The organism is Gluconacetobacter diazotrophicus PA1 5, assembly GCF_000067045.1.
Lineage (GTDB): Bacteria > Pseudomonadota > Alphaproteobacteria > Acetobacterales > Acetobacteraceae > Gluconacetobacter > Gluconacetobacter diazotrophicus.
Genome location: NC_010125.1, coordinates 3,389,890 through 3,416,036, shown reverse-complemented (window position 1 = coordinate 3,416,036; position 26,147 = coordinate 3,389,890). Strand labels below are relative to the sequence as shown.

At 72.2% G+C, this 26,147-nt stretch carries 27 protein-coding genes; 13 read left to right on the top strand and 14 right to left on the bottom strand.

The genetic code is table 11. The features are described 5' to 3' along the window. Positions 1-9 precede the first annotated feature (9 nt). From GDI_RS15750 to cysQ, 4 genes are read right to left on the bottom strand one after another with little or no spacing between them, the layout of a single operon-like run. Positions 10-1,479 carry an FAD-binding oxidoreductase gene (locus GDI_RS15750; protein WP_012227806.1) on the bottom strand — a complete coding sequence of 490 codons (1,470 nt, stop codon included), beginning with the start codon at positions 1,477-1,479 and terminating at the stop codon, positions 10-12. Between the two features lie 28 nt (positions 1,480-1,507). Continuing rightward, a complete protein-coding gene (locus tag GDI_RS15745; protein ID WP_012554717.1) occupies positions 1,508-2,062 on the bottom strand; it encodes a hypothetical protein in 555 nt (184 codons plus the stop codon). A 47-nt stretch (positions 2,063-2,109) separates the two neighbouring features. Next, a complete protein-coding gene (locus tag GDI_RS15740; RefSeq protein ID WP_012554718.1) occupies positions 2,110-3,081 on the bottom strand; it encodes an L-threonylcarbamoyladenylate synthase in 972 nt (323 codons plus the stop codon). A 57-nt stretch (positions 3,082-3,138) separates the two neighbouring features. Further along, positions 3,139-3,936 (bottom strand): 3'(2'),5'-bisphosphate nucleotidase CysQ, encoded by a 798-nt coding sequence (gene cysQ / locus GDI_RS15735; protein WP_012227803.1) that lies wholly within the window; start codon positions 3,934-3,936, stop codon positions 3,139-3,141. Between the two features lie 157 nt (positions 3,937-4,093). On the opposite strand from cysQ, the gene GDI_RS15730 reads away from it, so the two are divergent. The 11 genes from GDI_RS15730 to GDI_RS15685 all read left to right on the top strand — a co-directional run bounded on the left by GDI_RS15730 (position 4,094) and on the right by GDI_RS15685 (position 15,020). Further along, positions 4,094-5,557, top strand: a complete 1,464-nt coding sequence (locus GDI_RS15730) for a leucyl aminopeptidase (RefSeq protein ID WP_012554719.1) — start codon at positions 4,094-4,096, stop codon at positions 5,555-5,557. A 183-nt stretch (positions 5,558-5,740) separates the two neighbouring features. Beyond that, positions 5,741-7,084 carry an IS1182-like element ISGdi13 family transposase gene (locus tag GDI_RS15725; RefSeq protein WP_012223140.1) on the top strand — a complete coding sequence of 448 codons (1,344 nt, stop codon included), beginning with the start codon at positions 5,741-5,743 and terminating at the stop codon, positions 7,082-7,084. Between the two features lie 90 nt (positions 7,085-7,174). Then, positions 7,175-7,621 (top strand): DNA polymerase III subunit chi, encoded by a 447-nt coding sequence (locus GDI_RS15720; RefSeq protein ID WP_012227801.1) that lies wholly within the window; start codon positions 7,175-7,177, stop codon positions 7,619-7,621. A gap of 34 nt (positions 7,622-7,655) precedes the next feature. Then, on the top strand, positions 7,656-8,510 hold the full coding sequence (locus GDI_RS15715; protein ID WP_012227800.1) for an aldo/keto reductase: 855 nt from the start codon (positions 7,656-7,658) through the stop codon (positions 8,508-8,510). A gap of 26 nt (positions 8,511-8,536) precedes the next feature. Further along, entirely contained in the window at positions 8,537-10,855 is a 2,319-nt protein-coding gene (locus tag GDI_RS15710; protein ID WP_012227799.1) for a hypothetical protein, read from the top strand. A 31-nt stretch (positions 10,856-10,886) separates the two neighbouring features. Further along, positions 10,887-11,270: a hypothetical protein gene (locus tag GDI_RS15705; RefSeq protein ID WP_012227798.1), complete on the top strand. Its 384-nt coding sequence runs from the start codon at positions 10,887-10,889 to the stop codon at positions 11,268-11,270. Beyond that, positions 11,267-11,824, top strand: a complete 558-nt coding sequence (locus GDI_RS15700; protein WP_012227797.1) for a hypothetical protein — start codon at positions 11,267-11,269, stop codon at positions 11,822-11,824. The genes GDI_RS15705 and GDI_RS15700 overlap by 4 nt, the downstream gene beginning before the upstream one ends. Beyond that, positions 11,821-12,978, top strand: a complete 1,158-nt coding sequence (locus tag GDI_RS15695; protein WP_012227796.1) for a hypothetical protein — start codon at positions 11,821-11,823, stop codon at positions 12,976-12,978. Before GDI_RS15700 ends, GDI_RS15695 begins: the two co-directional genes overlap by 4 nt. Continuing rightward, complete coding sequence (locus tag GDI_RS15690) at positions 12,975-14,354, top strand: hypothetical protein (protein WP_012227795.1); 1,380 nt, start codon at positions 12,975-12,977, stop codon at positions 14,352-14,354. The genes GDI_RS15695 and GDI_RS15690 overlap by 4 nt, the downstream gene beginning before the upstream one ends. Beyond that, positions 14,351-14,509 (top strand): hypothetical protein, encoded by a 159-nt coding sequence (locus GDI_RS20000; protein WP_162098036.1) that lies wholly within the window; start codon positions 14,351-14,353, stop codon positions 14,507-14,509. The genes GDI_RS15690 and GDI_RS20000 overlap by 4 nt, the downstream gene beginning before the upstream one ends. A 10-nt stretch (positions 14,510-14,519) precedes the next feature. Then, positions 14,520-15,020 (top strand): NADH-quinone oxidoreductase subunit B family protein, encoded by a 501-nt coding sequence (locus tag GDI_RS15685; RefSeq protein WP_012227793.1) that lies wholly within the window; start codon positions 14,520-14,522, stop codon positions 15,018-15,020. Here GDI_RS15685 and GDI_RS15680 read toward each other — a convergent pair. From GDI_RS15680 to GDI_RS15670, 3 genes are all read right to left on the bottom strand, one after another. Then, positions 14,978-15,892 (bottom strand): CDP-alcohol phosphatidyltransferase family protein, encoded by a 915-nt coding sequence (locus GDI_RS15680; RefSeq protein WP_012227792.1) that lies wholly within the window; start codon positions 15,890-15,892, stop codon positions 14,978-14,980. The two genes, GDI_RS15685 and GDI_RS15680, sit on opposite strands and share 43 nt — an antisense overlap. 5 nt (positions 15,893-15,897) lie before the next feature. Beyond that, positions 15,898-16,575 (bottom strand): phosphatidylserine decarboxylase, encoded by a 678-nt coding sequence (locus GDI_RS15675; RefSeq protein WP_012227791.1) that lies wholly within the window; start codon positions 16,573-16,575, stop codon positions 15,898-15,900. A gap of 110 nt (positions 16,576-16,685) precedes the next feature. Beyond that, on the bottom strand, positions 16,686-17,471 hold the full coding sequence (locus GDI_RS15670; protein WP_012227790.1) for a methyltransferase domain-containing protein: 786 nt from the start codon (positions 17,469-17,471) through the stop codon (positions 16,686-16,688). 89 nt (positions 17,472-17,560) lie between these two features. Between GDI_RS15670 and gloB the strand changes: the two genes are divergently transcribed. Then, a complete protein-coding gene (gloB, locus tag GDI_RS15665) occupies positions 17,561-18,289 on the top strand; it encodes a hydroxyacylglutathione hydrolase (RefSeq protein WP_012554729.1) in 729 nt (242 codons plus the stop codon). A 27-nt stretch (positions 18,290-18,316) separates the two neighbouring features. Here gloB and GDI_RS15660 read toward each other — a convergent pair whose 3' ends face one another. Together GDI_RS15660 and GDI_RS15655 are read right to left on the bottom strand one after the other, a co-directional pair. Continuing rightward, entirely contained in the window at positions 18,317-19,060 is a 744-nt protein-coding gene (locus tag GDI_RS15660) for a 3-oxoacyl-ACP reductase (RefSeq protein WP_012554730.1), read from the bottom strand. Between the two features lie 63 nt (positions 19,061-19,123). After that, positions 19,124-20,293 carry an alpha/beta fold hydrolase gene (locus GDI_RS15655; protein WP_050935072.1) on the bottom strand — a complete coding sequence of 390 codons (1,170 nt, stop codon included), beginning with the start codon at positions 20,291-20,293 and terminating at the stop codon, positions 19,124-19,126. Between the two features lie 556 nt (positions 20,294-20,849). On the opposite strand from GDI_RS15655, the gene phaR reads away from it, so the two are divergent. Then, the gene (phaR, locus tag GDI_RS15650; RefSeq protein WP_012554732.1) at positions 20,850-21,506 is read left to right on the top strand and encodes a polyhydroxyalkanoate synthesis repressor PhaR; all 657 of its coding nucleotides are present in this window, start codon (positions 20,850-20,852) and stop codon (positions 21,504-21,506) included. A 23-nt stretch (positions 21,507-21,529) separates the two neighbouring features. On the opposite strand, the gene GDI_RS15645 is transcribed toward phaR, so the two are convergent. The 5 genes from GDI_RS15645 to GDI_RS15625 all read right to left on the bottom strand — a co-directional run bounded on the left by GDI_RS15645 (position 21,530) and on the right by GDI_RS15625 (position 26,127). After that, on the bottom strand, positions 21,530-22,651 hold the full coding sequence (locus tag GDI_RS15645; protein WP_012554733.1) for a DUF2125 domain-containing protein: 1,122 nt from the start codon (positions 22,649-22,651) through the stop codon (positions 21,530-21,532). Between the two features lie 297 nt (positions 22,652-22,948). Then, positions 22,949-23,734: a lysophospholipid acyltransferase family protein gene (locus tag GDI_RS15640; protein ID WP_012227781.1), complete on the bottom strand. Its 786-nt coding sequence runs from the start codon at positions 23,732-23,734 to the stop codon at positions 22,949-22,951. A 53-nt stretch (positions 23,735-23,787) separates the two neighbouring features. After that, the gene (locus GDI_RS15635) at positions 23,788-24,429 is read right to left on the bottom strand and encodes a YdcF family protein (protein ID WP_012554734.1); all 642 of its coding nucleotides are present in this window, start codon (positions 24,427-24,429) and stop codon (positions 23,788-23,790) included. Continuing rightward, complete coding sequence (locus GDI_RS15630) at positions 24,408-25,445, bottom strand: cell division protein FtsX (protein ID WP_231854139.1); 1,038 nt, start codon at positions 25,443-25,445, stop codon at positions 24,408-24,410. The genes GDI_RS15635 and GDI_RS15630 overlap by 22 nt, the downstream gene beginning before the upstream one ends. Further along, entirely contained in the window at positions 25,438-26,127 is a 690-nt protein-coding gene (locus GDI_RS15625; protein WP_012227777.1) for a cell division ATP-binding protein FtsE, read from the bottom strand. Before GDI_RS15625 ends, GDI_RS15630 begins: the two co-directional genes overlap by 8 nt. Positions 26,128-26,147: the final 20 nt, after the last annotated feature.

The following is a 26,147-nucleotide window of genomic DNA, read 5'->3' as shown; positions in this document are numbered from 1 at the left end:
CGTCCGGGGTCATGCGTCCGGGGTCACGCGGGCCGGATTCCCCGTATCGGGGGGAAATATGGCGCCGGGGTTCAGCAGGCCGCGCGGGTCGATCGCGTCCTTGATCCGGCGCATCGTGGCCAGTTCGGCGCCGCCGCGCCAGTCCGGCATCATGTAGGGCTTCAGCCGCCCCACCCCGTGTTCGGCGGAGAAGGAGCCGTCCAGGTCGCGCACGATGGCCCCCACCGTATCCATGATCCGGTGGTCCAGTGCCAGGAAGGCGGCCGGGTCCATGCCTTCGGGCTGGACCAGGTTGAAATGGATGTTCCCGTCGCCGATATGGCCGAACGGCGCCGGGCGGATGCCCGGGATCAGGGCCGCGCAGGCGGCGGTGGCCCGGTCGATCAGTTCCGGCACGTGCGAGACCGGGACCGAGACGTCGTTCTTCACGCTGGCGCCGGCGCGGCGCTGGGCCTCGGCATGTTCCTCGCGCAGCTTCCACAGGGCCATGCGCTGGCCCTCGCTCTCGGCGATCACCGCATCGGTGACCGTGCCGTCCTCCAGCGCCGCGCCCAGCACGTCCTCCAGCGCCCCGCGCAGGTCGGCATTGGCGCGCGGGGTGGCCAGTTCGACCAGCACGTAGGCCGGTGCCGGTTCGGCCAGCGGCAGGCTGGCGCCCGGGACCAGTCGCGTGACCAGGTCCATGCCGGCGCCGGACATGTATTCGAACGCCTGGATCAGCGCCGGGTCCTGCGCGCGGAAGGCCGCGAACAGCGCCAGCGCGCCCTTGGCGTCGGCGACCGCGCACAGGGCGGCCTCGGTCGCGCGCGGCTGCGGCTGAAGCTGCAGGATGGCGGCGGTGATGAAGCCCAGCGTGCCCTCGGACCCCACGAACAGCTGGCGCAGGGCGTATCCGGTGTTGTCCTTGCGCAGGCGGCGCAGCCCGTGGAACACGCTGCCGTCCGGCAGCACGACCTCCAGCCCCAGGACCAGTTCCCGCGCGTTGCCGTAGCGCACGGTGTTGTTGCCGCCGGCATTGGTGGCCAGCACGCCGCCGATCTGGGCCGAGCCTTCCGATGAAATCGACAGCGGCAGCATCAGCCCGGCCTCGCGCGCGGCGTCCTGCGCGGCCTTCAGCGTCACCCCGGCCTCGACTTCCATCGTGTGGTCCAGCGGATCGATCCGGCGCACGCGGTTCATGCGCGACAGGCAGATCACGACCTCGCGCCCGCTGTCGTCCGGGGTGGCGCCCCCCACCATGCTTGTGTTGCCCCCCTGCGGCACCATCGCCACCCCCGCCTGGGCGCACAGCGTGACCGCCTGGGCCAGTTCGGCGGTGTCGGCGGGGCGCAGCACGGCGGCGGTGCGGCCGTGATAGAGCGCCCGCCAGTCCGTGCAGTACGGATCGGTGTCCGACGGGGCGGTCAGGATGCCCGAGGGACCCAGCAGATGTGCCAGACGGTCCAGCAGGTCGGCGGTCGGGGCGGGGCAGGCGGTCATGCAATGATTCCGGGAAAAGTAATGAGGCCTATTTCAGCGCGGTGGCGCTGTAGGGCGCGGTCGGGGTATCCAGGGCGTGCAGGAATTCCATGCCGGCCATGCCGGCGATCCCGGCCAGGGCGCCCACGGCGAAGGCCAGGACGACGATCGACCGGCGTCGGGGCATGGGCCGTGCCTGCATGACCGACAGGGCGGCCTGGGTTTCCGCCCGCGCCTGCTGGGTCAGGTAGAGCTGCGAGCGCAGTTCCTCGGCCCGGGCGCGGGCATGGCGCAGGTCGATGTCGAGCCGGTTGAGGCTTTCGGTCAGTTGGGAAATCCGGACCCGGGCGGCCTGCATTTCCGTCGCGCTTGCGGCGGCCCCCGCGCCGCGCGGCGCGCGGGGACGGGGCTGCGCGCGGGGCGGCGGGCTGGGCGCGATGGCCGTGAACAGGTTCTTCAGCGCGCCGCCCGTGGTGCCGTTCCGCCGCGCGCGGTTGCGCAGCGCGTCGAGCGCGTTCGCGGACTGTCCCGGATGTTCCTCCAGCACCAGGGCCAGGATATCCGACAGGATCTTCAGTTCCTTGGGGTCGAACTTGTCGCTCATGGCCACGGATCAGCGGGAAGGGGAACGGTCGTCATGCGGGTGTCCCGTCATGCCGGCCGGGGAGAGGCCGCGCGGCGCAGCCGGTCGCGGATGGCCATGCCCAGCCCGACGCGCGGGATCGGCATCGCGGCGATGCGGACCAGGCCGCGCCGCGCGCCCTCGCTGTCCAGGAAGCGCAGGCCGGCGAACAGGCGGGCGGCGGCCTCGTCCAGCCGTCCGGCGGGGCTGAGGTTCCACACCAGGCCGGCGCCGGGCAGTTCCGGCCCGAAGGCCAGCAGGGCCTCGTCCGCCGCCACGTCATGGGCGTCCAGCCGCACCGGCAGGCCCGGGGCGTAGTGCGAGGCCAGGCGGCCGGGCGACAGCGGCAGCGTGTCGGCATAATCGTCGGGGTGCGAGATCGGGCCGCAGACCTCGCTCAACGCCTCGACCGTCACGCCGCCGGGACGCAGCAGCATCGGCGCGGTGCCCGTCAGGTCCAGCACCGTGCTTTCGACCCCGACCGGACAGGGGCCGGAATCCAGGACCGCATCGATGCGGCCGGACAGGCCCCGCAGCACGTGATAGGCGTCCGAGGGGCTGACCCGGCCCGACAGGTTGGCCGAAGGCGCCGCCACCGGCCGGCCCACGGCGCGCAGCAGGGCGGTGGTGATGGCGCCGCGCGGCACGCGCACCGCCACCGACGGCAGGCCGGCGGCGGCGAGGTCCGAAATGGTGCTGCCTGGCTGGCGCGGCAGCACCATCGTCAGCGGCCCGGGCCAGAACCGTTCGGCCAGGCGCCGCGCCACGTCGTTGGGCGCGGCCTGGGCGAAGGCCGCCTCGGCATCGGGGAAATGGCTGATCAGCGGGTTGAAGCGCGGGCGTTCCTTGGCGGCGAAGATGCGTGCCACGGCGGTGTCGTTGGTGGCGTCCGCGCCCAGGCCGTAGACGGTCTCGGTCCCGAATGCCACCAATCCCCCCGCCCGCAGCAGATCGGCCGCCCGGGCGATGCCGGCGTCGTTTGCCTCCAGACGCTCTGTCATGACTCCTCTGCCCGTCCGCTCAAGCCGTTGGTTCGGTTGGATCATAACGCGGTGCGCTCATGAATGCTCCCGCTTTCCCGCACATATAAAATGCGGGTTGCGCCAGTCGGGCTTCCCGTAGCGCAGGGGCGTGCCGTCCAGCAGGGCGACGCTGCCGCCCGCGGCCTCGACCACGGCCTGCGGGGCGGCGGTGTCCCATTCCATGGTCGTGCCCAGCCGGGGGTAGAGATCGGCCGCGCCTTCCGCCACGCGGATGAACTTCGCGGCGGACCCGATATTGCCCAGATGCGCGATCCGGTGCCCCCCCAGGAACGATGCCAGGCGCGGATCGTCGGCGTAATGGCGCGACGCCAGCACCGTCAGCCCTTCCCCGGGTGCCGGGCGGGCATGGATCGCGTGGGTGCCGTCCGCGTCGATGCGCATGGCGCCGGTGGCGACATGGGCGGCATAGAGCTGGTGATAGGCCGGAAGGGCGACCGCGCCCAGCACGGCGCGGCCGTTGCGGACCAGCCCGATATTGACGGTGAAATCGTCGCGGCCCGCGGCGAATTCCCTCGTGCCGTCCAGCGGATCGACCAGCCAGAACGTCTTGCCGCCCGCGACGCGGATACCGGCGGCGGCCTCTTCCTCGGCAATGACCGGGATGTGCGGGAACGCGGCGCGCAGCCCGGCCAGGATGTGAGCCTCGGCGGCGTGGTCGGCTTCGGTCACCGGGGACGAATCCGACTTCGTGACGGTTTCGAACCCGCGCGCGCGGATGGCGCGGATCAGGGCGGCGGCCTCGTCGGCCAGTCGGGTCGCCAGGTCCAGCAGCGCCTGGTCGCCAGCCTGCAGGAGAGAGGATGAATGCGTCATGCCTTGGCATTAGCTTACTCCCCGCCGCGCGTCATGCGCCTTTCGCGCGCGCGGGCAGTGTCGGCGCATGTTTTGGACAGACGGCCGCGCATGGGGCATTCTGCCCGGCAAAATCGAGGGACCCGCCGTCCCCCGCAACCCCACCCGGAGCGCCCTCATGCTGCAGACAGGTTTTTCATCCGCCGCCCTTCCGGCCGACGGCACCCTGGCCCTTCTGGTGTCCGAGGACGGCCCGCGTCCGGCCTCCTTCACCGCCGCCGATTCGGCGACCGGCGGCGCGCTGACCCGCGCGGTCGAGGCCTCGTCGTTCCGCTTCACCAGGGGGCGGACCTGCATGCTGCTGGCGCCCGGGGGCGGGTTCGACCGGATCGTGCTGGTCGGGCTGGGCAAGGCGGCGGAGATCGGCGTGCGGGTCGTCGAGACCGCATCGGCCGCCGCGGTGAAGGCACTGGGCACCCTGGCCGAGGCGGCGTGGGTCGCGGCCGATGCCGTCCCGTCCGAACTGCTGGCCCATGTGGCCCATGGCGCGGCGCTGGAGGCCTATCGCTTCGACCGCTACCAGACCCGCCCGGCCGAGGAGTCGCGCTGGCGGCTGGAGGAGATCACGATCCTGGCACCGGACGCCGGGCAGGCGGCGGCGTGGACCGACCTCTCGGCGGTGACGCGGGGCATCTGCCTGGCCCGCGACCTGGTCAGCGAACCGGCGAACGTGCTGCGTCCCCCCGAATTCGCGGCCCGGATCGAGGATCTGCGCGACCTGGGCGTGGAGGTCGAGATCCTGGACCGCGACGCGATGGCGGATCTGGGCTTCGGCGCGCTGCTGGGCGTCGCCCAGGCCAGCGACGCGCCGCCGCGCACCGTCATCATGCGCTGGAACGGCGGCGAGGCGGACGCCGCGCCTCTGGCCTTCATCGGCAAGGGTGTGACCTTCGATTCCGGCGGCATCTCGATCAAGCCCGCCGCCGGGATGGAGGAGATGAAGACCGACATGGCCGGCGCGGCCGCCGTGGTGGGGCTGATGGCGGCCCTGGCGGGACGGGGCGCGCGCGTCAATGTCGTGGGCGCGGTCGGGCTGGTCGAGAACATGCTGGCCGGCAACGCCCAGCGGCCCGGCGATGTGGTGCGGACCCTGTCCGGCCAGACGGTCGAGGTCATCAACACCGATGCCGAGGGGCGCCTGGTCCTGGCGGATGTGCTCTGGTACGTGCAGGGCCGCTTCAAGCCGCGCCTGATGGTCGACCTGGCGACCCTGACCGGGGCGATCGTCGTCAGCCTGGGGCATGGGCACGCGGGGCTGTTCTCGAACGACGACGCGCTGGCGGGGCATCTGCTGGCGGCGGGCGAGGAAACCGGCGAGCTTCTGTGGCGCATGCCGCTGTCCGATTCCTATCGCGAGCAGATCAAGTCCGATATCGCGGACCTGAAGAATGTCGGCGGCCGGCCGGCGGGGGCAATCACCGCCGCCAAGTTCCTGGAATACTTCGTCAACGACGTGCCCTGGGCCCATCTGGACATCGCCGGGACCGCCTGGGCGAAGAAGGGCGTGCCCTGCACCCCGAAGGGCGCATCGGGCTTCGGCGTGCGGCTGCTGGACCAGTTCGTCCGCGAGTACCATGAGTAGCGTGTCCGGAAACGCGCGCTGGTGGCGATCCGGCGCGCGTCTGTTGCGCTCCGGTGCTCGCAGACACACGCCGGGCGCGGCCTTGCGGGCCGTTCTCGCTCACCAGCCTACGTTCCCGGACACGCTTTAGCAGGCTGTCGGGTTGGGGTACCTGGCTCTGGCGATCTGCGGTAAGCTTTCAGGATGAGCAGCTTCATTCCGTTTGATCGATCGCAGCCGTATCTTCTGCCGCCGGATCTGAAGTCATGGCTGCCGTCGGACGATGTGGCGCATTTCATCGTGGCGGCGGTAGAGCGGGTGCCGTTGAGGGCATTTTCCGTTCCTGTGCGGACTGGCGGCAAGGCGCAGTATCATCCGCGCCTGATGCTGGCGCTGCTGATTTACGCCTATGCGAACGGCGTGTTCTCATCGCGTCGGATCGAACGGGCGACATATCGTGATATCGGTATGCGCTTTGTGGCGGCGAACCTGCATCCTGACCATGACACGATCGCGACGTTCCGGCGCGGCAACCGCACGGCGATCGAGGCAGCGTTCATGCATGTACTCCTGCTGGCACGCGAGACGGGACTGGTGCGGCTTGGCACGGTGTCGATCGACGGCACGAAGATCGATGCCAATGCCTCGAAATACCGTTCCATTCGTTATGATCGCGCGAAAGAGCTGCGCGAGAAACTGGCCACCGATATCTCCACCCTGATGGAACGGGCAGAGGCGGCGGATACAACCGATGTGGATCATCAGGCGTTGCCGGAGGAACTGGCCCGGCGGGAGGCTCTGAAGGCAAAGCTGGATGAAGCCTGTGCGCGACTGGAGGCGGAAGCCCGCGAGCAGGCCAAGACCGCCCGACCAGAATATGAGCGCAAGAAGGCAGCTTTTGATGCGAAGCGGGGACGGCGCGGTCGGCCGCCGAAAGAACCGGACGATGAACCGCCACCAGACCGGCAGATCAACCTGACCGATCCGGACAGCAAGCTGATGCGCCGCTCCGACGCGCATGAATACCGGCAAGCCTACAATGCCCAGGCCGTGGTTTGTGCCGAGGGCAGCCAGTTGATCTTGGAAAATGGCGTCGTTGCGACGACGGCGGACGCGCCCAGCTTCGCCGCCACCATCCTGGGTATGGAGGAGAGGATCGGCCTGCCACGAACCGTCCTCGCCGACACGGGTTTCGCCAGCGGCAAAGCCGTCGAAACGTTGCAGGCCAGCGGCGTGGACCCGCTGGTCGCCATCGGACGCCCTGTGAATCGGCGCCCTTATGACTTCCGGCCAGAACCGCCACCCAGGGAGCCGCGCCGGATCACCGAGCCCTGGCGCCTGGAAATGAAGGCCAGGCTGCAACAGAACCCGGCAAAAGCCCTTTACGCCTTACGCAAGCAGACCGTCGAACCGGTCTTCGGTATCATCAAGAGCGCCATGGGCTTCACCCGTTTCCATCTCCGTGGCCTCCCCAACGTCGCAACAGAATGGACGCTCGTCGCCCTCGCATATAATTGCCGTAGGATCACGCGACTGACGGCCGCATAAACGCCGTCGTCGCCATCACTCATCACTACGGCAGCGCCCAATCCGACAGCCTGTTAGGGAATGCGGACACACTCCAGGGGAAAGGGAAGCATGGCGGAAATCGGCTTCTATCATCTGACGCGGACCCCGGTGGAACAGGCGCTGCCGGCCCTGCTGGGGCGCACGCTGGATGCCGGGCGGCGTGCCGTCCTGCGGTGCGGCGACGCGGCGCGGGTGAAGGCGATGGACGAGGCGCTGTGGCAGTCCGCCGATCCGGTCTGGCTGCCGCATGGCAGCGCCGCCATGGGCCATGGTGCGCTGCAGCCGATCTGGCTGACCGACGGCCCGGACGTGCCCAATGGCGCGACCTATCTTTTTGCGATCGACGGCGTTGTCTGTCCGGATGCCGGGACGTTCGAACGGGTGTTCGACCTGTTCGACGGCAGCGACGCGGATGCGGTGGCAGCCGCGCGCCGGCGATGGGTGACATGCCGCGAGGCCGGGCATACGCTCGTCTACTGGCAGCAGCAGGCAAAAGGCTGGGCCCGCAAGGCTTGATGGGCGGGCCGGCACAGGCAGGAGGAGATCCGGCATGATGGGTTCCGTCACATTGGCCGACGGCACGCGGCTTCCCGCCCTGGGCATGGGCACCTGGGCGCTCGGCGACCGTGCCGACCGGCGCGCGCAGGAGATCGAGAGCCTGCGAGGCGGGCTGGATCAGGGGCTGCGGCTGATCGATACCGCGGAGATGTATGGCAGCGGGCGATCCGAAAGCCTGGTCGGCGAGGCGATCGCCGGACGCCGGGACGAGGTCTACCTGGTCACGAAGATCGTGCCCTCCAACGCCTCGCGCCGGCAGGTGCCGGAACATTGCCGGGCCTCGCTGCGGCGGCTGGGGACGGACCGGATCGACCTGTACCTGCTGCACTGGCAGGGCGCCGTGCCGCTGGAGGAGACGGTCGAGGCGTTCGAGCGGCTGAAGGACGAGGGGCTGATCGGGGCCTGGGGCGTATCGAACTTCGATGCCGGCGACATGGACACGCTGGCCCACGTCACGGGGGGCGTGCACTGCGCCGCCAACCAGGTTCTCTACAGCCTGGATTATCGCGGGGTGGAATTCGACCTGCTGGAGGCCGACCGGCGCCGGCATGTCCTGACCATGGCCTATTCCCCGCTGGGGCAGGGGGGCGACCTGCTGCGCGCGCCGGTGCTGGCGCGGATCGCGGCGCGGCACGAAACCACGCTGGGTCCGGCGACCCCGGCGCAGGTGGCGCTGGCCTGGGTGCTGCGCCAGCCCAATCTGGTGGCGATTCCCAAGGCCGGCAGCCCGGCGCATCAGCGTGAAAACATCGCGGCGGCCGAACTGGCGCTGAATGCCGAGGACCTGGCCGCGATCGACCGCTCGATCCCGCCGCCGGCACGCAAGGTTCCCCTCGCCATGATCTGAGCGGCGTGGTTTGATCGTGCCGTGATTTGGCCCGTGATTCGGGGATTGGGCGCATCCTTCCGCTTTTTCTGACTCTTGTCCTGTCGGGGTTGCTGCTCGCCAGCCTGACGACGCTGCCCGTGGGCCGTCATGCGCTGCGGGCCGGATGGGGGCTGGCCCTGCTGGCGGGGCTGGCGCTGGCGTGCTTTCCGGCCAGCGGGGACGCGCGGTTCGGCGCGGCCATCCTGCATGTCGATGCCATGTCCCTGCCGTTCCTGCTGGTCCTGACGCTGTTCGGCCTGATGTCCGGCGCGCGGGATGCCGGGCTGGCCTGCGCCGCCCTGACGGTCGCGACCGGCAATCCGGTCCTGTTCTGCGTCGGTGCCGCCGCGCTGGTGGTTCTGCCGCGCGACCCCGGGGGCGGCCCCAGAGGGGCCCCCGCAAGCGGATCATGGGGCGTGGCGGCGGTGGCGCTGGGGACGGCCCTGCTGTCGGGCGGGGACGCGTGGCGCCTGTCGGTTCTGCCCGGGCCCGTGCTGGTCGCGGCCGCGGCGCTGATGGGCCTGTCGCCGCGTCCGCTGTCGGGCGCGCGGCATGTCGCGCCCGCGTCGGTCCGGGACCTGGCGGGGCTGGTCGCGGGGTGCTGCCTGGCGGTGCGGATGCTGGTGGACTGGCCCGCCGCCCCGGTCGGGGCGGCGTGGGGCGGGGGTGTCGCGGCCGTGGGGCTGCTGGCGGCGCTGGCGGGGGGATCACGGGCCCTGACGGCGCCCGATGCCGCGCGGGTGCTGTCCGGGCTGCTGGCCGCATGGGGCGGGCTGGGGCTGCTGCTGGTCGGGCTGGTGGTGGTGGGGCGCGCGGATGACCTGCCGCTGCTGGCGCTGGGGGCGTTTCGCGCGTTGGTGCTGCTGCTGGGCGGGGTCGGCATGGCGATGCTGGCGGTGCTGCTGGTCCTGCGGGACATCGCGGCGGCGGCGGGGCCGCTGGCCCTGGCCCGGGCGGGCGGGCTGGCCGCGCTGATGCCGCGCGCGTCCGGGGTGCTGGTCCTGGCGCTGGCGGTGGGGTGCGGCCTGCCGCCGCTGGCCGGCTTCGCCGTCCTCTGGCTGGTGGTGCACTCCCTGCTGGCCCTGCCGCGGGCGGAGGGACTGGCGGGGGAAATCGCGCCCCTGCTGGTGCTGAGCGGGGTGGGGCTGGTGTCCGGGCTGATGATGCTGGCCACGCTGCGGCTGGTGGCCTGCGTGGTGCTGGGCCGGCCGCGCACGCCGCGTGCCGCCGGCGCGGTGGATTGCACCGCCGCCGCGCTACGCGCGCCCCTGGCCTGCCTGGGGGTTGCGGGGGCACTGTCCCTGCTGCCGGGGCTGTGGCTGTGGCTGACGCGCGCGGCGGGGTGGCAGGCGGCCGGACTGGTGCGCATGGTTCCGTCGGGTGCGCAACCGCCCTGGCTGGGCCTGGCCGCGCCGGGCGGGGATGGCGTGTTCTATCCGGCCGGGATCGTGCTGCTTCTGCTGCTGGCGGGGGGGCTGGTCCTGGCGGCGGCGCGTCTGGCCGGCATCCCGGCATCCCGTCCGGTCGCGGCCTGGACTGAGGGTGCGCCCCCTTCGCCGCCCTGGATGCCGTTCGGCGATGCCGCGACGCAGGCGGGGCCGGCGCTGTTCGTCAGCCAGATCGACGCGATCCTGGACGCCACGCGGCCGGCGCGGGGCGTGGTGCGGCGGGGCATGCAGGCCGGGCGCTGGTGCCGCCGATTGGGGCCGGGTGCTGACGGAATGGGCGGCGGCGCAGGCGGCGCGCCATGCGATGATCCTGGTCCTGCTGTGGATCGCGGTCGCGGCGCTGGCGCGGCTGTGGGGCCGGCCATGATCGGGCTGCTGCTGGGGTGCGTGCTGCTGGCCGTGCATGTGACGATGATGGTGGCGCTGGCGCCGGTCGTGCGCGGTGTGGTGGCGGCGGGCGTGGCGCAGCTGGGCGGCGATCGGCCCATGCCGGTGCGGATGCGCTGGCGCCGGCTTCTGGCGCTGGCGCGGCAGCGGGGACTGCGCGCGGCCGGCATGGCGGACGTCATGCCGGCCCTGGCACTGGCGGCTTCCGTGGCGGCGTGCGTGCTGGTGCCGTCCTTCGCGCTGGGGCTGCCGGGTTCCGGCCTGTCGGACCTGCTGCTGGTCGCGGGCCTGCTGGTGCTGGTCCGGCTGGCGTTGCTGGGGCCGGCCCTGGCGGCGGGCCAGGCGCGGTCCGGCCGTGCGGCGGCGGGCACCGGCGCCGCGCTGGCGGTGATGCAGGCGGTCTTTCCCCTGGTGGTGGCGGGGGCGGTGCTGGCGACGGGCCATGGCGGAATCGATGCCATCCTGACCCGCATGCATACCCGGACATGACGGGGCACGGACGCCGCTGATCCTGGCCGCCGTGGCGCTGCTGCTGGCGGGCCCGGATATCGGGCCGGGCGACGATGCCCGGGCGGCGGACCTGCTGGCCGATCTGGGCGGCCGGGACCGGGCGGCACTGGAACTGGCGCGGGACATGGCGCTGCTGGCCTGGATCACGCTGGCGGGGGACCTTGCCTGGCCCGGCGGCCTGGTGCCCGTGGACGGCGGGGCGGCCACCCCGCTGTCCCTGCTGGGGGCGGTGGCGGCGTGGCTGGCGCGGGTCGGGGTGGCGTGTGCCGGCATCGTGGCCGTGCGGGTGGTGGTGCTGGCTCCGGTCCGGGCACAGCGGGCCCGGCTGGTCCTGTCGGTGCTGTTCGCGCTGCTGGCGGTGGTGGTCCTGTTCGCGGGGCGGGAGTTCGGATGATGCTGTCGCTGCTGCTGGGGGTGCTGATCGTGGCGTCGGTCGTCCTGTCCGGGGGGCGCGGGGCGGCGTTGCTGTGGCAGGGGGGGCTGGTGGCCATGGCGCTGCTGGCCGCGGCATCGGGCACGGCGGCACCGCTGCTTCCCTGCCTGGCGGCCGTGTGCGTGCTGGCGGTGGTGCTGCCCCTGGCCTGGGGCCTGGCGCGGCTGGAGGACGATCCGCCCACCGCGCGGGAGCGCGCGGTGGGTGTCGGCGCGGGGCTGATGCTGACGGTCCTGGCGGTTGTCGCGGTGCCGCGCGGGCTGGTCGACATGGCGACGCGACCGGGTTTGATCGCCGCGCTGACGGTCATTCTGTGCGGCGTGCTGGCGGCCGCCGTGCGCCGGTCGGTGGTGGGACAATGCGCGGGTCTGGCGGCGGCGGTGAACGGGCTGATGCTGCTGGCGGGCCTGTCCGGGCGGGGGGGCATGCTGGCCGGTGTGGTGGTGCTGCAGGCGGCGCTGATGCTGGTGGCGTTCGTCTGCCTGCGCCGGATCGCGTGGAGGAACGTGGGATGAATGCCGCGCCGCTGCTGATGCCGCTGGCGCTGTGCTGGCCCTTCCTGTCGATGGCGATGCTGGCGGCCTGTCCGCGACCCTCGGTCCGCGCCGCTTCGATCGGCCTGGCGGCGGCCGGGCTGGTGCTGGCCGTCCTGGCCGCCTGTTTGGGCGGGGCATGGCCGGCGACGCCCTTCGCCGTGCCGTCCGGGCTGCTGCGCGTGCTGCTGCCCCTGCCGCTGCTGGCGCTGGTCCTGGTCATGCTGTCGCCGTCGCCAGGGGCGTTCATGGGGGTGTCCCCAGGGACGGTCACGGGGGCGTCGCGGGGGACGATGGCGCTGATGCACGGGCTGGCCGGCGGGTCGGCCGTGGCGACGGCGTGCGCGGACCCGCTATCCGGCGCGGTGGCGGTCGGCGGGGTGGCGATGCTGGCGGCGCTGGCCACCGCCACCACACGCGGCGCGGCGCGGTTGGGCTGGGACGCGTTCCGCCTCAACCTGTCCGGGATTCTGCTGGCGGTGCCGGGGGCGGTGCTGCTGGTCGCGACGCCGGACGCGGCGGGGCGGCTGGACGGCCTGGGCGGTGTGCTGCTGACCGTGGGGCTGGGCACGGTGGCGGGGCTGGGGCCCGCGGCACCGGTCGTCATGGTGGCCGGGGACGCCCCGGCCGCCATGGCGCTGGCACCGGTCATGACCGCCATTCCCGTGCTGCGGCACCTGGTGGCGGGGCCGGACGGGACAGGGACGATGCTGCTGGGCATCGTGACCCTCTGGCTGATGGTCCTGCCGATGCGGGACGCGTCCCCCGCGCGGGCGGCCCGGCTGGCGCTGGGGGGCATGATCGGCCTGGCGGCGGTGGCAGCGGGGGCCGGCGGCCGGGCCGGGATGGCGGGAATGGTGGCGTTGCTGGCATCGGCCGCCCTGTCGGCGCCGCTGGGCGAGCGCGGTGCGGCGTGGTCGCTGCGTCCGCCCTTCCTGCCCTTCGGGGGCCTGGTGCTGACCCTGGTCGCGGTGTGTGACGCGGCCCCCCTGCTTCTGGTGCCGCTGGTTGCGGCCGTGGTGGCGGGGCGCGGGTCCATCCGTGCCGCGCCCCCGGGCGAGGAGCCGGTGGCATGGCTGGTGACCGGGTTGCTGCTGGCCGGCATGGCGGTGCTGGTCGGGCTGGTGGTGCGATGACGCCGAACGGACCCTTCGCGTCCGGTGGCGGCGCGGCCGCGCTGATCCGGCGGGGCGAGGCCGAGGCCGGGGCATGGCGGTTCCGGCTGGAGGAAGAGGGCTGGCGCGACCTGGTCGCGACGCTGGCCCGCGATCCGCTGCCCTTCGTGGGGCTGTGGGCCGACGGGCAGAACGTGCATGCCCTGTTCCTGGAGGGCGGCGAGCGGGTGCTGGTCGCCAGCGTGGCCCCCTATGGCGGCCGTTACCTGGGCCTGTCCGGCGTGCGCCCGGCGGCGTCGCTGCCGGAACGGTGCGTACACGACCTGTGGGGGTTCGAGGCGATGGAGGCGCGCGATACGCGCCCCTGGCTGGATCATGGGGTCTGGACGGCGACCTGGCCGCTGGGTCCCCGGCCCGGCCCGGTATCCTGGCCGCCCGATCCGCCGGAATTCCGGCCCCAGCCCGGCGGAGGGACCATCCTGGGTATCGGGCCGGCCGACGGCGGGCACCACACGCCGGGCTATCTGCGTCTGGCGCTGGGGGGGCGCGATACGGTCGGGGGGGCGGAATGGCGGCTGGGCTATGCCCATCGCGGCGTGATGGCGCGGCTGTGCGGGCTGGACGCCCCGGCGGCGGTGCGCCTGGCCGGGCGGGCGGCGGCCGGGGCGTCGGTCGCCCATCAATCCGCCCTGTGCCGGGCGATCGAGGCCGCGTCCGACAGCATGGTCGGCACCGGAACCGAGCGCTGCCGCGTGCTGCTGGCGGAAATCGAGCGGGTGGCGACCCATCTGCATGACGTCGCCCGCACCGCCCGGGCAGCCGGGGCGACGGCGCTGGCGGCGGAATGCGAATACCTGCGCGAGAGCGTCATGGATCTGTGCGGCCGGATGTTCGGGCATCGGCTGCTGATGGATCTGGTGCGGCCGGAGGGCCCGGACGGGCATGCCGGGACCGGCGATGCCGAGGAAGGGGCCGCGATCGCGGCCGTGGCCCGGCAGGTGGCGGACTTGGTGCGGGGCCGCATGCGTGCTGTCGGACGGTGCCGGGACTGGCCCGGCCTGGAGGCCCGGGTGGCGGGGCGCGGCGTGCTGGGCGAGCACACGGCCCGGATGCTGGGCGTCGGCGGGGGTGGCCGGCCGGGCCTCGGGCGCGGGAGGACGATCTGCGCCGGCTGGTGCCGGGCTATCGCCTGGGCTGGCTGGATACCGGGGTGCGCCGCGCCGGCGACGTGGCGGCGCGGATCGACCTGCGCCTGGCCGAGATCGGCGGCAGCGCCCGCATCCTGGAAGCCGCCGGCGCGGACGGTCCGGTCCCCGGAACCGGGACGTCGCCCCGCCGCGACGGCGAGGGCGTGGGCTGTGCCGAAGGGCCGCGCGGCGCGGTGTGGTACTGGGTGAGGATGGAAGGCGGCGCGGTGCGGGCGGCCCATGCGCGTGATCCGGCGCTGGCACATGTCGCGGCGCTGGAGCATGTGCTGGCGGGCGCGGATGCCGATGACGTGGCGATGATCGTCCGGTCGTTCGGCCTGTCCGCCGCCGCGGCGGATTTGTAGGGAGGGGACCATGGCCCTGTTGCGCGCGATCCTGGCGGGCCGGCGCCCGGCCGTTCGCCTGCCCGTCACGGGCGCGCGGCCGCTGGCGGTCTTTCATGTCGAGACCGGCGGGTGCGAGGGATGCGCGATGGAGGTCGCGGCGCTGGACGGGGCGGCCTACGGCCTGCCGGCCACCGGGATCGCGTTCGTGGCGACGCCGCGCCTGGCGGAGGTGCTGCTGGTGACGGGTCCGCTGACGCGGGCCATGGCGCCGGTGCTGGAAGCCGCCTGGCATGCCATGCCCGAGCCTCGGGCGCTGGTCGCGGTCGGGGCCTGCGCGATCGATGGCGGCCCGTTTCCCGAAAATTACGCCGTGCTGGGCGGGCTGGAAGGCCGCGCCACGCTGGATGTGACGGTGCCGGGCTGCCCGCCCTCGCCGGCGGCGATCCTGGCCGGGCTGGCGCGGGTGCTGGAGCGCGACGTCGCCGGTCAGGCCGGGGTGGCGGAATCCGGGCTGTCGTCCTCGGTCTGAAGATCCTGCGCCTCGCGCTTCAGGCGGTGGAAGCTGCGGCGGCTGAGCGGCAGCAGCGCGATGTAGATGACCCCGGCCGCGGCCAGCGCGCCCCACGGATCGGCCACCAGGACCGCGGCATAGGCGCCGGTGCCCAGCATCAGCGGCAGCACGTAGGCCGACGGCACCTTGAAATTCTTGAACGACCAGACCGGCAGGGTGGACACCAGCAGGAACGCCGTGCCGCTGAGCGTCAGGGCCGGCAGCAGGGGCAGGCGCGTGATGGCGTAGATGCCGTCCCACCCCAGCTTGCGGGCTTCCAGCCCCAGGAAGACGGGAAACAGCGCCAGCCCGGCCCCGGCCGGGGCCGGAACGCCGGTGAAGAAACTGCTGGCGTATTTGGGCTTGTCCGTATCGTCCAGGCTGGCGTTGAAGCGCGCCAGGCGCAGCGCCATGCACACGGTGAACATGATGCAGGGCAGGTAGCCGTAGCGCCCGGCGTCACGCAGGGCCCACAGATACAGCACGAATCCCGGGGCCACGCCGAAGCACAGGAAGTCCGACAGGCTGTCGAATTCCGCGCCGAACCGGCTGGTGCCGCGCAGCAGCCGGGCGATGCGCCCGTCCAGCCCGTCGATGCACGCGGCGATCAGCAGCGCGACGGCGGCGTCGCCGAACCGCTCGTCCAGCGCGAAGCGCATGCCCGTCAGCCCGGCGCACAACCCCAGCATCGTCATGATGTTGGGGATCAGCCGGTTGAAGGACGGACCGCGAACCCGGGGCCGCCGCCTGCGGCCCGGCCGCCGGGGCCGGCGCAGGGCCGCCGGCGCTTCGGGCACCGGGACCGCCGGCATGTCCTGCGGGCCGCCAGGGGATACGTTGGGGGAATCCATCGGCGTCAGAGACGCGCCATGACCGTTTCGCCGCCGACCATCGTCTGTCCCACCGTGACCAGGGGTTCGACCCCCGGCGGCAGATACAGGTCGGTGCGCGATCCGAAGCGGATCAGGCCGAACCGCTCGCCGGCTTCATAGGTCATGCCTTCCTCGGCGTCGCACAGGATGCGCCGGGCGATCAGCCCCGCGATCTGCACCACCGCCATGTTCCGCCCGTCCGGCAGGGTCAGGCGCAGCGCGTTGCGCTCGTTCAGCTCGGACGCCTTGTCCAGGCTGGCGTTCAGGAACTGGCCGGGGTGGTAGGCTACCCGCGTGACCGTGCCGGCGGCGGGCATGCGGTTCACATGCACGTCCAGCACCGACAGGAAGGTGGCGACGCGCCAAACCGGGACGTCGCCCATGTCCAGGGAGTCGGGCGGAACGACCTTCTCGACCGATACGACATGGCCGTCAGCCGGCGCCAGGGCCAGGTGGGTATCGACCGGCGGCACGCGTTCCGGGTCACGGAAGAAATAGAGGCAGAACCCGAAGAACAGGCCGCTGGCGGTGCCCAGCCATCGGGCCGGACGCCAGGGCAGGGCCCGGCCCGCCAGGGCGGCGGCGCCCGACGCCAGAAGAAAGGGACGCGCGGCCGGGTGCGGCCGGGCGAGGACGAGTTTCAGGGACTGGATCAGGGACATGGGCCGAGGTTCATGAAGCGTTCGGGTGTAACGGTCAAGCATCGGTCCCGGCTGGTCCAGCCGGTCCGGGCCCCGTCTGGCGCGAAGTGTGGCACGGATCGCGCCGCCGGTCAGCCTGCTTTGGCGGACGGGTCCCCCTGGCGGGCGGCGTGGCGGGCGGCACAGGATCGAGCGGTCAGGCCGGGTTCGTAGATCCGGCGGGGGGCACGGATCAGCGCGGGGGCGGCCGGAACGCCGGAATAGACGTCCTTGACCGCCTCGATCACGAATACCCCGCCCAGTCCGGGCAGCAGCATGTGGCCGACGGCCTCGGTGACGGCGCCCAGGCGCCGCAGCGCGGCCGCGACCGGCGGCAGGAACAGCGCGCCGTCGTGCCGTTCGGCGCGCAGGAAGGCATGGGCGAGGCGGCGGGTGATCTGGCGGGGCGAAAAGGGGGTGCCCTGGCCGAACGGGGTATCGTCCGAATGGGCCCACCAGCCGGCGCGGTTCGGCACCACCAGCAGCAGCCTGCCGTCATCCTTCATCACCTTCCAGACCGACCGGATCAGGTCGTCGGGCCGGTGGGTGACTTCCAGGGCGTGGACCAGCACCACGCGGTCGAAATGCAGCTCGGGGAAGGGCAGGCGGCCCTCGTCCACCAGGCAGTCATGGATGCCGGCCGCGCGCTCGGACGGGGCTTCGCGCGTGACGGCCGTATCCAGGCGGGCGGAAACGCACAGCCCGCGATCCGGCCGGGACCACAGCGGCAGGAAGGGCAGCGTATAGCCCAGCCCCAGTACTCGATCCCCCCCGGTATGCGGCCAGAAGGCCTGCAGCCGCTGGCGCAGCAGCCGGGCCGTGTTTTCCCCCGGCCGGCTGGCATAGAATCGTGCGGCGGCGCGAATATCGACTTGCATCACGCCCTGTCAGGACAAACGTTGAAGGGAAGTGCCCCCGGCCGTCGCGCGGCATGGAACGGGCGTGCCCTGCGAGATGGAGACAGATCATGGGACTTTCGATCCGCCCGGTGCCGATCCTGACCGACAATTATGCCTGGTTCCTGCGTGACGAGGACAGCGGCGCGACCGCGCTGGTCGATCCGGCCGAGGAAGCGCCCCTGGTCACGGCGGTGGAGGAGGCGGGTGGACGGCTGGACCAGATTTTCCTGACGCATCATCATGCCGATCATGTGGCGGCGACCGATGCGCTGCGCAAGCGCTTCGGTGCGATCGTGACCGGCGCCGCCGCCGATGCCTACCGTCTGCCGATGCTGGACCAGGCGGTGGCGGAGGGCGACGACATCGCGCTGGGCGGGGCCATCGGCACCGTGATGGAAACGCCTGGGCATACGCGCGGCCATATCGCGTTCCATTTTCCCCTGGTCCCGGCGCTGTTCTGCGGTGACACGCTGTTCAGCCTGGGCTGCGGGCGGCTGTTCGAAGGATCGGCCGAGGAAATGTTCCACTCGCTGCGCCGGATCGCCGCGCTGCCGGATGCGACGCTGATCTGCTGCGGGCATGAATACACCCTGTCCAACGCCCGTTTCGCGCAGGAAGTCGAACCGGAGAACGCGGCGCTGCATGCACGGGTGGCGGAAATCGACATCCTGCGCGCCGAGGCCCGGCCGACCGTGCCGGTGCGGCTGGGGCTGGAAAAACAGACCAACCCGTTCCTGCGCGCCCCCGACGTGGCGACGTTCGCCCGCCTGAGGCGGGAGAAGGATGCATTCCGGTAAAAAGGAATACAGGCTCTTGAAGCAGCCTCAGGGCATGTGCTGGCCGCCGTTGACCGACAGGGTGGAGCCGGTGATGAACCCGGCTTCGTCCGCCGTCAGGAACGTCACCGCACGGGCCACGTCCTCGGGCGTGCCCAGCCGCCCGACCGGGATGCGGTCGATGATGCCGGTCAGGATATGCGGCGGCACCGTTTCCAGCATGGCGGTGTCGATATAGCCGGGCGCCACGGTGTTGACCGTGATGTTGTGGCGCGCGCCTTCCAGCGCCAGGGCGCGGGTCAGGCCCTGCAGCCCGGCCTTGGACGCGGCGTAGTTCGCCTGGCCGAACTGGCCGGTCTGGCCGTTGATGCTGGCCATGTTGACGATGCGGCCGAATCCCTGGGCCCGCATGGCGGGCATGGCCAGGTGGCACAGATTGAAGGCCCCGCCCAGGTTGGTGTCGATGACGTCGTCCCAGGCGGCGCGGGTCATGCGGCCGATGGTGGAATCGCGGGTGATGCCGGCATTGTTGACCAGGATGGTGACCGGGCCGTCCCGTTCCGCGATCCGCGCCAGGGCGTCGGCGCAGGCTTCCAGATCCGCGACGTCGAAGGCAACGGCGCGGATGCCGGTCTCGGCTTCGAAATGGCGGGCCTGTTCGACATTCGTGCCGTAGGTCGCCACGACCCGGCGGCCGGCGTCGCGAAGGGCGCGGCTGACGGCCGCGCCGATGCCGCGCGTGCCGCCTGTCACCAAGGCCACGCGCGGTGTCGGGTCCGGGGCAGGGATCATGGATACCATCCTTGTTTCAGAATGGAATCCTACAGGATCGTGCGGCGCCTTCCATGCGTTTTGTCAGCCATGGCGCAGCAGCCACGCGGCCAGCGGGGCCCCCAGCAGGTCGCGGGCGCGGGGGCCGGCCACCATGCCGACATGGCCGCCCGCGACCGGCAGTTCGGTGGCGTGCGGGATTTGGGCGGCCAGGGGGCGCGCGCTTTCGGGCGGGACGATCCTGTCGCGTTCCGGAATCGCGACCAGCGTCGGCAGGGCCAGCGTGGAGGGCCGGATGGTCGTGCCGCCGACCTGCCAGCACTCGCGCATCGGCTGGTTGGCGCCGTACCAGTCGCGCAGGCACGCGATGGCGGCCGGGGCGGCCAGCGGGACTCCGTCGCCCAGCCAGTCCTCCATCGCGGCGAACAGCGCGGTGCGCGGGTCGTCCGGCGCCATGTCGGCAAAACGGCGGAACTTGCGGATGATTCCCGGCGGATCGATGGCGGCGAAGGCGGTCTGCAGCGCATCGACCGGCACCGTCCCGGTCAGCGCCATCAGGCCCGCATAGGGGGCGATGATGTGTGCCAGCGCGCCGGCCGTGCCGGGGGGCAGGGTGGAAAAGTCCCACGGCGTGGCCAGCAGGGCCAGTGCGCGCACCAGGCCGGGCCGGCGCTGGGCCGCCGCCACGGCCAGCAGCCCGCCCATGCAATAGCCCGCCAGCGTGACCGGGCCGCCGCATTGCGCCGCGATCGCGGCCAGGGCGGGTTCCAGCCGCTCCGTCACGTAGCCGGCGCAATCCAGGCGCCGTTCCGCCTCGCCCGGCCAGCCCCAGTCCACCAGCAGCGGCCGCAGTCCGCGCGCGGCCAGGTCGCGCAGGATCGACACGCCGCCTGCCGCCGGCCCCGGCATCAGGTCCAGGACATAGGCGCGATTGATCAGGCTGGGAACGAACAGGACCGGCCGGCCGCCCGTGGGGGCGTAGTCCAGCACCCGCATATCGCCCTGCGCCCACAGCACGGGCGGCGGCGCGGGGTCCACCCGTTGGTAGGGGTGGCGGCGATAGGCGGCCACTCCGGCCAGGAAAACCGGGTCGAGGGCGGCGGGATCACCCCCCGGCAGGCCGGGCGGAAGCGGAAAGCCGGTCTTCGAGCTGGTCGAGCCGTCGTTCGATCCGGTCGAGCTGCGCGCGAATGGCATCGAGGTCAGCGCGCCCGACAGGTGCAGGGCCAGCGGCCGGGGACCCCGGCGCAGCATCGGGCCCGGGGCCACCGTGTGCGGGGGCTGTTCCCCAGGGGATTGGTCCGGGGAAGGGCCCACGGAAGGGCCCAGGGAAGGGCCCAGGGAAGGGCCATGCGGGGGGGCGGGCGTGGGCGTCGCCATGGGGCGTTCCGGGGTCCGTTTCGGGCGAGGCGGGCGGCGGGGCATGGCCGGTCCAGAAGGGGGCGAATTGCTGAGCGATGTGCTGTGTCAGGCGCTGCATGGTCTCGGCGGCCTCGCGGTCCAGGCGCAGGGCCGCGGCCTCGCTGTGCCAGATCGCCAGCCAGTCGCGCATCAGGGCCGCCGGGTCGGGCGGGTCCTCGGGCGGGTCGGACCGGGTCATTTCGGCGGGGCGGGTGCGCGGGGGTGCGTCAAGGCATCGTGCGCCGGAAAGCCGGTCATGCTATCCTCCGTGACCCGCATGTCGTAGCCGTGGCGATTGCATCGCGGTCGCGAACTTCGATATGTCATTCCCGTTGCATTGCCGTTCGTCGTCCGACGGGCCGCTTTCACTTTGGCCGCATGTGGCCCAGCCCCGTTGATGGAGGGTATATTGCCGGATGCCAACAGCCCGGTCGCCCCGATCGTCATCAAGAAATACGCGAACCGACGCCTGTACGATACCGAAAGCTCAATCTACATCACGCTCGATACGCTGGCCGATATGGTCCGTTGTGGCAAGGAGTTCGTGATCTATGACGCGCGGACCGGCGACGACATCACCCGTTCGGTCCTGACCCAGATCATCATGGAGGAAGAGACCAAGGGCCGCGCCATGCTGCCCGCGACCTTCCTGCGGCAGTTGATCCGCTTCTACGGCGACAGCATGCAGGGGCTGGTGCCCGACTATCTGGACCAGATGATGGAGCAGTTCGCCGCCAGCCAGAAGCAGATCCGCAGCACCATGGAGCGGACGATGGAAACCTTCCTGCCGCCTGAAATGGAAAAGATCGGGCGGCAGAACATGGCGATGATGGACCGGGCGCTGTCCATGTTCGTGTCGATGTACCAGCCCGCGCCCGACGCGCCGGCACCCGGTCCCGCCGCGCGGCCGGACGCGCCGTCTTTCGCCGATGGGAACGCTCACGCGGCCGGGGATGCATCGCCGGGGGCGGTGAAACCCGAGACGATGGAAGAGGAACTGGAACGGCTGCGCCGCGAAGTCGCGGCCCTGCGCGACGCGCTGGGCCCGCAGGGCGGTCGGCGCTAGGCGGGCGCCCACCCCCTCTCAGGTCAGGGCAGATCGTCGGCGATGCTGCCGATCGGCAGCGTGCCCAGGAACACGCCGCCCGCGCGCAGGCGCAGCGGCAGGTCCAGGCGCCGGTCGCTCAGCACCGGGGTGGCGGGCGAGGGACCGGCGGGTCCGTCCGCGCCGGTTTCGGCGGCCCAGCGGTCCAGTGCGGTGACCGCGCGTGCCAGGTCGCGGGGGACCGTTCCGCTCTGTTCCAGCGCGTGGATCGTGGTTCCGATGCCGGTAAGGGACAGGGTGAACGTGCCGTCCGGGCCGCCCGTAGGCGGCAGGGTCGCGTGTCCCACCAGATGCAGCGACAGGGTGGACCAGGTGGCGTGGGCGTCCTGAAGCAGCATATGCGCCGATGGGTCGCCGGGGGTGGGACCGGGGAACGCCACCTCCACGCCGGCGTCATGCAGGCGGCGCGGGTCCGGCAGCGTGGGGGGCATGGACCCGATCAGCGGCCAGTTCAGCGGCAGGTCCACCCGGTCGGCCGTCACGGCCAGCGCCAGCCGGCTGGCGTCGGGGCCGGCCTGGTCGTTCCACAATCCGTGGCCCTGCACGCCATCCAGGCGGAAGCCGGTCTCGTGCCCCGCCGGGTCCAGCACCCGCACATCCAGCCGCCGGGCCGACCATGCGGCCTGTCCCCCCGGCGCGTCCGGCCGCAGGGCCAGCGGCAGCGTGATGTCCGCATCCTGGCCCCGGCCGCGCAGGGCCAGCAGGCCGGCGCGGTCCGGGCCGGACAGGCGCAGGGCCTGCGTCCCGATCAGTCCGACCCGCAAGGTGCCGGGATGCAGCCATGAAACCGATATCGCCAGCCCGTCCGCGCCCCAGGCCGCGCTGCGCCGGCCGATCGGTCCGTGCAGGCGGGGGGACCGCAGCGTGATGCGCGCCGTCAGCGGCGATCCGCCCCGTGCCCTGGGGCCTGCCTGCACGCTCCAGCCCTGCCGGGCGAGGCGCGTGGTCCAGCCATCCAGCGCCCTGTCCATCACCCGCTGCGCGGCCAGCCAGCACAGCCCGTCCAGCGCGGCCACGCACCCCAGGACCAGTCCGGCGCGGCGCACCCGGCGGCCGGCCGACGGGCTTCGGCGCAGGCGATGCAAAAAGGGGACTGAACCGGGCATCGCGCCTTGATAAAGCACTTTGCGGATGGCGGCGAAGAGCTTGATTCACAAATCTTTCATATTGTCCGGGCACAGGAGAGGAAGGGGCGGGGGACAAAATTTATCCACAGGACCGGCAGCCCATGTCGCGCGGCAGCCGCAGGGTGCGGAAGGCCGCGCCGGGGGACCGGCCCGATTCTGGCGCGGGATTCCGGAAAGGCGTTGAAAAATACGGGATTTGTCCGAATTTCGGCACGTTGCCTGTCGGGACCGCGTGGCGCCGTGCCGGTCGATCGGCGGACCCGAGTACCGTGATCGTCAAATCGGGGGTTGCAGGCCGTCCTGATCGATGACGGGAACGCCCACAGAGTTATCCACAGGGTTGTCCTCGGATGGAGCTTTTCCGAAGCGGCCGGACAGTTCGTCCCATGCCGCTGAGATGGCCGGAAGAATCCCGGCCCGTCCCAGTCCGGGGGGCAGGGCCGGGCCGATGGCGATATGGATCGGGCCGGGACGTTTGAAGAAGGCGTTGCGCGACCAGCGCAGACCGGAATCGGTGGCCACGGGAATGACCGGCAGGCCGGTATGGTTGGCCATGGCGACGATACCGGGATGCAGCCGTGCCTTCTCGCCCGGGCGGGTGCGGGTGCCTTCGGGGAAGATCACGATCTGCCGCGCGTCCGCCGCCGCCTGTCCGGTCGCGGCCAGCAGCGCGCGCAGGGCCTTCGGTCCGTCGGTGCGGCGCACCGGAATCATGCCGGCCAGCAGCAGCATCGGCCCGACCAGCGGAATGCGGGTCAGTTCTTCCTTCATCACATAGGCGGGCCGGTCCACCAAGTTCATCCAGACCAGCGTGTCGAAGGCCGATTGATGCTGGGACGCCAGCAGGCAGGGCTGACCGGCGGGCAGGTTCTCGCGCCCGGTGACGATGACCCTGATCCCGCAGATCCGGCACAGGGCCGCCACCGACAGGCGGGTCCACAGCTTGGCGTAGCGCAGGGCGAAGCCGTGGGCGAACAGGCGGATCGGCAGGGCGGCAATGCCCATCACGACCGTCAGCGTGACGAAACAGAGATTGAACAGGCAGGCGCGGACGAAAGTCATGGCAGCCGCCGTACACCGGAAAACGCGAATATGACAAGGCCGCGGGCCGGCATTCAGCGGCCGTAGCCGTCCATGTCGCGGGTCAGGCCCAGGCTGGCCATGATCCATTTGTCGTATTCCGTGGCCATCAGGCGGACCGAGGCCACGCGCAGCGGCGCCTGCAGGGCGGGAGGCTGGATCGGATAGGGGTAGAGCACGATACCGGGCACCGTCCGGCGGATTTCCATCGTCGCGCGACGGATGTGGTAGCCGGCGGTGACGACGATCAGTGAATGGATGGCGTTGGCGTGGGCCCATTCGGCGGTTTCATCCGCGTTGCCGATGGTCGAGGTCGCATGGCGGCCCAGCGTCACATGCCGCCACAGGGCGGCGGGGATGCCGTCCCCCCCGCCCTGGGGCTGCAGGCGGCTGGCCACGCTGCCCGTGGTGGCGTGCGGGGCGACGCCCGAAATCAGCAATTGCCGCCCGCGTCCCTGGGCCAGCAGGCGCAGGGATGCCTCGATCCGTCCCTGGCCGCCCGTCAGCGCCACGATGCCGTCGGCGATGGGCGGCATCGCGGGCGGGCGCAGCGCGTCGCGGAAGAACCAGGCGAAGCCGGCGCCCCACAGCAGGCCGAAGGCCAGCAGCCCGGCCAGCGCGCCATACAGGAAACGCCGCGCGTCCGGACTGGCTTTTATGGCAGGCGGCGGAGCCATGTGCGTACGGTGATGTGTGTTGTCAGCCAGCCGATCAGCGCCGCCGCCGGCGCGAGGGCGAGCAGGGTGACGACCAGCGGCGTGGGCAGGGCGGACAGCCAGGCCGACCAGTCCGTCAGCGCGGGCAGGGCCTGGGGCGATGCGGTGCCCGAGGCCGCGAAGGGGGCGGCGACGCGCGACAGCAGGACCAGCACCGGCAGGGCCAGCAGGCTGCCGATCAGGCCGCCGGTGAAGGCCAGCAGGGCGGTGCGGCGGGCGAACCGGCCGGCGATATAGCCGTCGGTGGCGCCCATGGCGTGGATCAGTTCGATGGGCTGGCGCCGCGCGCCCAGGCCGGCGCGGGTGGTGGCGGTGATCAGCACGGCGGCGATCCCGGCGACGATCAGCACCGCCAGGATGGCGCAGGTGCGCAGGCTGCGGGCCAGCGTGCCCAGCCGGTCGCTCCACACGTCGTTGCGTTCGACCAGCGTGCCCGGGGCGCGGGCGTCCAGCAGGCGGGCCAGGGCGGCGGCGTCATCCGCGCCGCCGGAGGAGCCGCCGGGGGGCAGGTGCAGTTCGATCACCGCCGGCAGCGCCAGGGCGAAGGTGCCGGCGAAATTGCCGTCATGGCCCAGCCAGGGCGCCAGCAGGGCCGTCAGTTCATCCTTGGCCAGGCGATGGACCTGCGACGCGCCGTGCATGTCGGCCAGGGCGGCCAGGACCGCGTCGGCCCGCGTCTGTGCCGGGGCGGAAGTCACGGCGGCGGAGGCCGCGGCATCGGGTTGCGGGACCTGGATGGTGACGATGGACGCCGCGCCGGCCGACCAGCGGTCCGACAGGACCTGCGCCCCCGTGGCGCCGGCCAGGGCCAGGGCGGCCAGCACCGCCATGGCGGCGACCAGCACGGGCAGCAGCCGGTCCGGCAGCGCGTGGCGCAGGGCCAGCCCGTCGGCGCGGCGGCCCCGGCTCCATCGCGCCAGGGGGCCCGGCTCGCCGTATGGCCGGTCGCGGTAGGGGCGTCCGGGGCGGTCAGCCATCGCGCGCCAGCCTGCCCTGCGCCAGTTCCAGCTCGTGCGCCGGATAGCGGCGGATCAGGGCGTCGTTGTGGGTGGCGACCACGATCGTGGTGCCCAGGCCCGACAGGTCCTGGAACAGCTCCATCAGCCGGCTGGCCTGGGCATCGTCCAGCGCGTTGGTGGGTTCGTCGGCCAGGATCAGCGCCGGCCGGTGAATGACGGCGCGGGCGATGGCCACACGCTGCTGCTCGCCGCCCGAAAGCTGCGGGGGGCGCGAGGCCGCCCGCGCGCCCAGGCCGACCCAGGACAGGATCGCCTCGACCTCGTCGCGGATCTCATCTTCCGGCCGATGCTGCAGGCGCAGCGGCAGGGCGACATTGTCGAAGACCGGAAGGTCGGGCAGCAGGCGGAAATCCTGATGGACGATGCCGATGCGCTGGCGCAGGCGGGCCAGGGTGGCGCGCCGTGCGTGTTCGATCGCGCTGCCCAGGATGTCCATTCCGCCCGATGTCGGGCGCGCGCCCAGGGACAGCAGGCGCAGCAGGCTGGATTTTCCGGCCCCCGAAGGGCCCAGCAGCCACCGGAAACCGCCCTGCGGCACGTCGAACGAGATGCGGCGCAGCGCGGCCCCACCCGAAGCGCCGCCTCCGCCGTCGGCGGCGCCGTCACCGTAGCGAAAACTGACGTCGCGCAGGCGGATCATGGGCGCCGTCCGCCGGGCCG

What these genes read in the sequence shown, in the direction of transcription:
- GDI_RS15750 (WP_012227806.1), bottom strand. Translation starts at nt 1,479, where the DNA reads ATGACCGCCTGCCCCGCCCCGACCGCCGACCTGCTGGACCGTCTGGCA.
- GDI_RS15745 (WP_012554717.1), bottom strand. Translation starts at nt 2,062, where the DNA reads ATGAGCGACAAGTTCGACCCCAAGGAACTGAAGATCCTGTCGGATATC.
- GDI_RS15740 (WP_012554718.1), bottom strand. Translation starts at nt 3,081, where the DNA reads ATGACAGAGCGTCTGGAGGCAAACGACGCCGGCATCGCCCGGGCGGCC.
- cysQ (WP_012227803.1), bottom strand. Translation starts at nt 3,936, where the DNA reads ATGACGCATTCATCCTCTCTCCTGCAGGCTGGCGACCAGGCGCTGCTG.
- GDI_RS15730 (WP_012554719.1), top strand. Translation starts at nt 4,094, where the DNA reads ATGCTGCAGACAGGTTTTTCATCCGCCGCCCTTCCGGCCGACGGCACC.
- GDI_RS15725 (WP_012223140.1), top strand. Translation starts at nt 5,741, where the DNA reads ATGAGCAGCTTCATTCCGTTTGATCGATCGCAGCCGTATCTTCTGCCG.
- GDI_RS15720 (WP_012227801.1), top strand. Translation starts at nt 7,175, where the DNA reads ATGGCGGAAATCGGCTTCTATCATCTGACGCGGACCCCGGTGGAACAG.
- GDI_RS15715 (WP_012227800.1), top strand. Translation starts at nt 7,656, where the DNA reads ATGATGGGTTCCGTCACATTGGCCGACGGCACGCGGCTTCCCGCCCTG.
- GDI_RS15700 (WP_012227797.1), top strand. Translation starts at nt 11,267, where the DNA reads ATGATGCTGTCGCTGCTGCTGGGGGTGCTGATCGTGGCGTCGGTCGTC.
- GDI_RS15695 (WP_012227796.1), top strand. Translation starts at nt 11,821, where the DNA reads ATGAATGCCGCGCCGCTGCTGATGCCGCTGGCGCTGTGCTGGCCCTTC.
- GDI_RS15690 (WP_012227795.1), top strand. Translation starts at nt 12,975, where the DNA reads ATGACGCCGAACGGACCCTTCGCGTCCGGTGGCGGCGCGGCCGCGCTG.
- GDI_RS15685 (WP_012227793.1), top strand. Translation starts at nt 14,520, where the DNA reads ATGGCCCTGTTGCGCGCGATCCTGGCGGGCCGGCGCCCGGCCGTTCGC.
- GDI_RS15680 (WP_012227792.1), bottom strand. Translation starts at nt 15,892, where the DNA reads ATGGATTCCCCCAACGTATCCCCTGGCGGCCCGCAGGACATGCCGGCG.
- GDI_RS15675 (WP_012227791.1), bottom strand. Translation starts at nt 16,575, where the DNA reads ATGTCCCTGATCCAGTCCCTGAAACTCGTCCTCGCCCGGCCGCACCCG.
- GDI_RS15670 (WP_012227790.1), bottom strand. Translation starts at nt 17,471, where the DNA reads ATGCAAGTCGATATTCGCGCCGCCGCACGATTCTATGCCAGCCGGCCG.
- gloB (WP_012554729.1), top strand. Translation starts at nt 17,561, where the DNA reads ATGGGACTTTCGATCCGCCCGGTGCCGATCCTGACCGACAATTATGCC.
- GDI_RS15660 (WP_012554730.1), bottom strand. Translation starts at nt 19,060, where the DNA reads ATGATCCCTGCCCCGGACCCGACACCGCGCGTGGCCTTGGTGACAGGC.
- GDI_RS15655 (WP_050935072.1), bottom strand. Translation starts at nt 20,293, where the DNA reads ATGCTGCGCCGGGGTCCCCGGCCGCTGGCCCTGCACCTGTCGGGCGCG.
- GDI_RS15645 (WP_012554733.1), bottom strand. Translation starts at nt 22,651, where the DNA reads ATGCCCGGTTCAGTCCCCTTTTTGCATCGCCTGCGCCGAAGCCCGTCG.
- GDI_RS15640 (WP_012227781.1), bottom strand. Translation starts at nt 23,734, where the DNA reads ATGACTTTCGTCCGCGCCTGCCTGTTCAATCTCTGTTTCGTCACGCTG.
- GDI_RS15635 (WP_012554734.1), bottom strand. Translation starts at nt 24,429, where the DNA reads ATGGCTCCGCCGCCTGCCATAAAAGCCAGTCCGGACGCGCGGCGTTTC.
- GDI_RS15630 (WP_231854139.1), bottom strand. Translation starts at nt 25,445, where the DNA reads ATGGCTGACCGCCCCGGACGCCCCTACCGCGACCGGCCATACGGCGAG.
- GDI_RS15625 (WP_012227777.1), bottom strand. Translation starts at nt 26,127, where the DNA reads ATGATCCGCCTGCGCGACGTCAGTTTTCGCTACGGTGACGGCGCCGCC.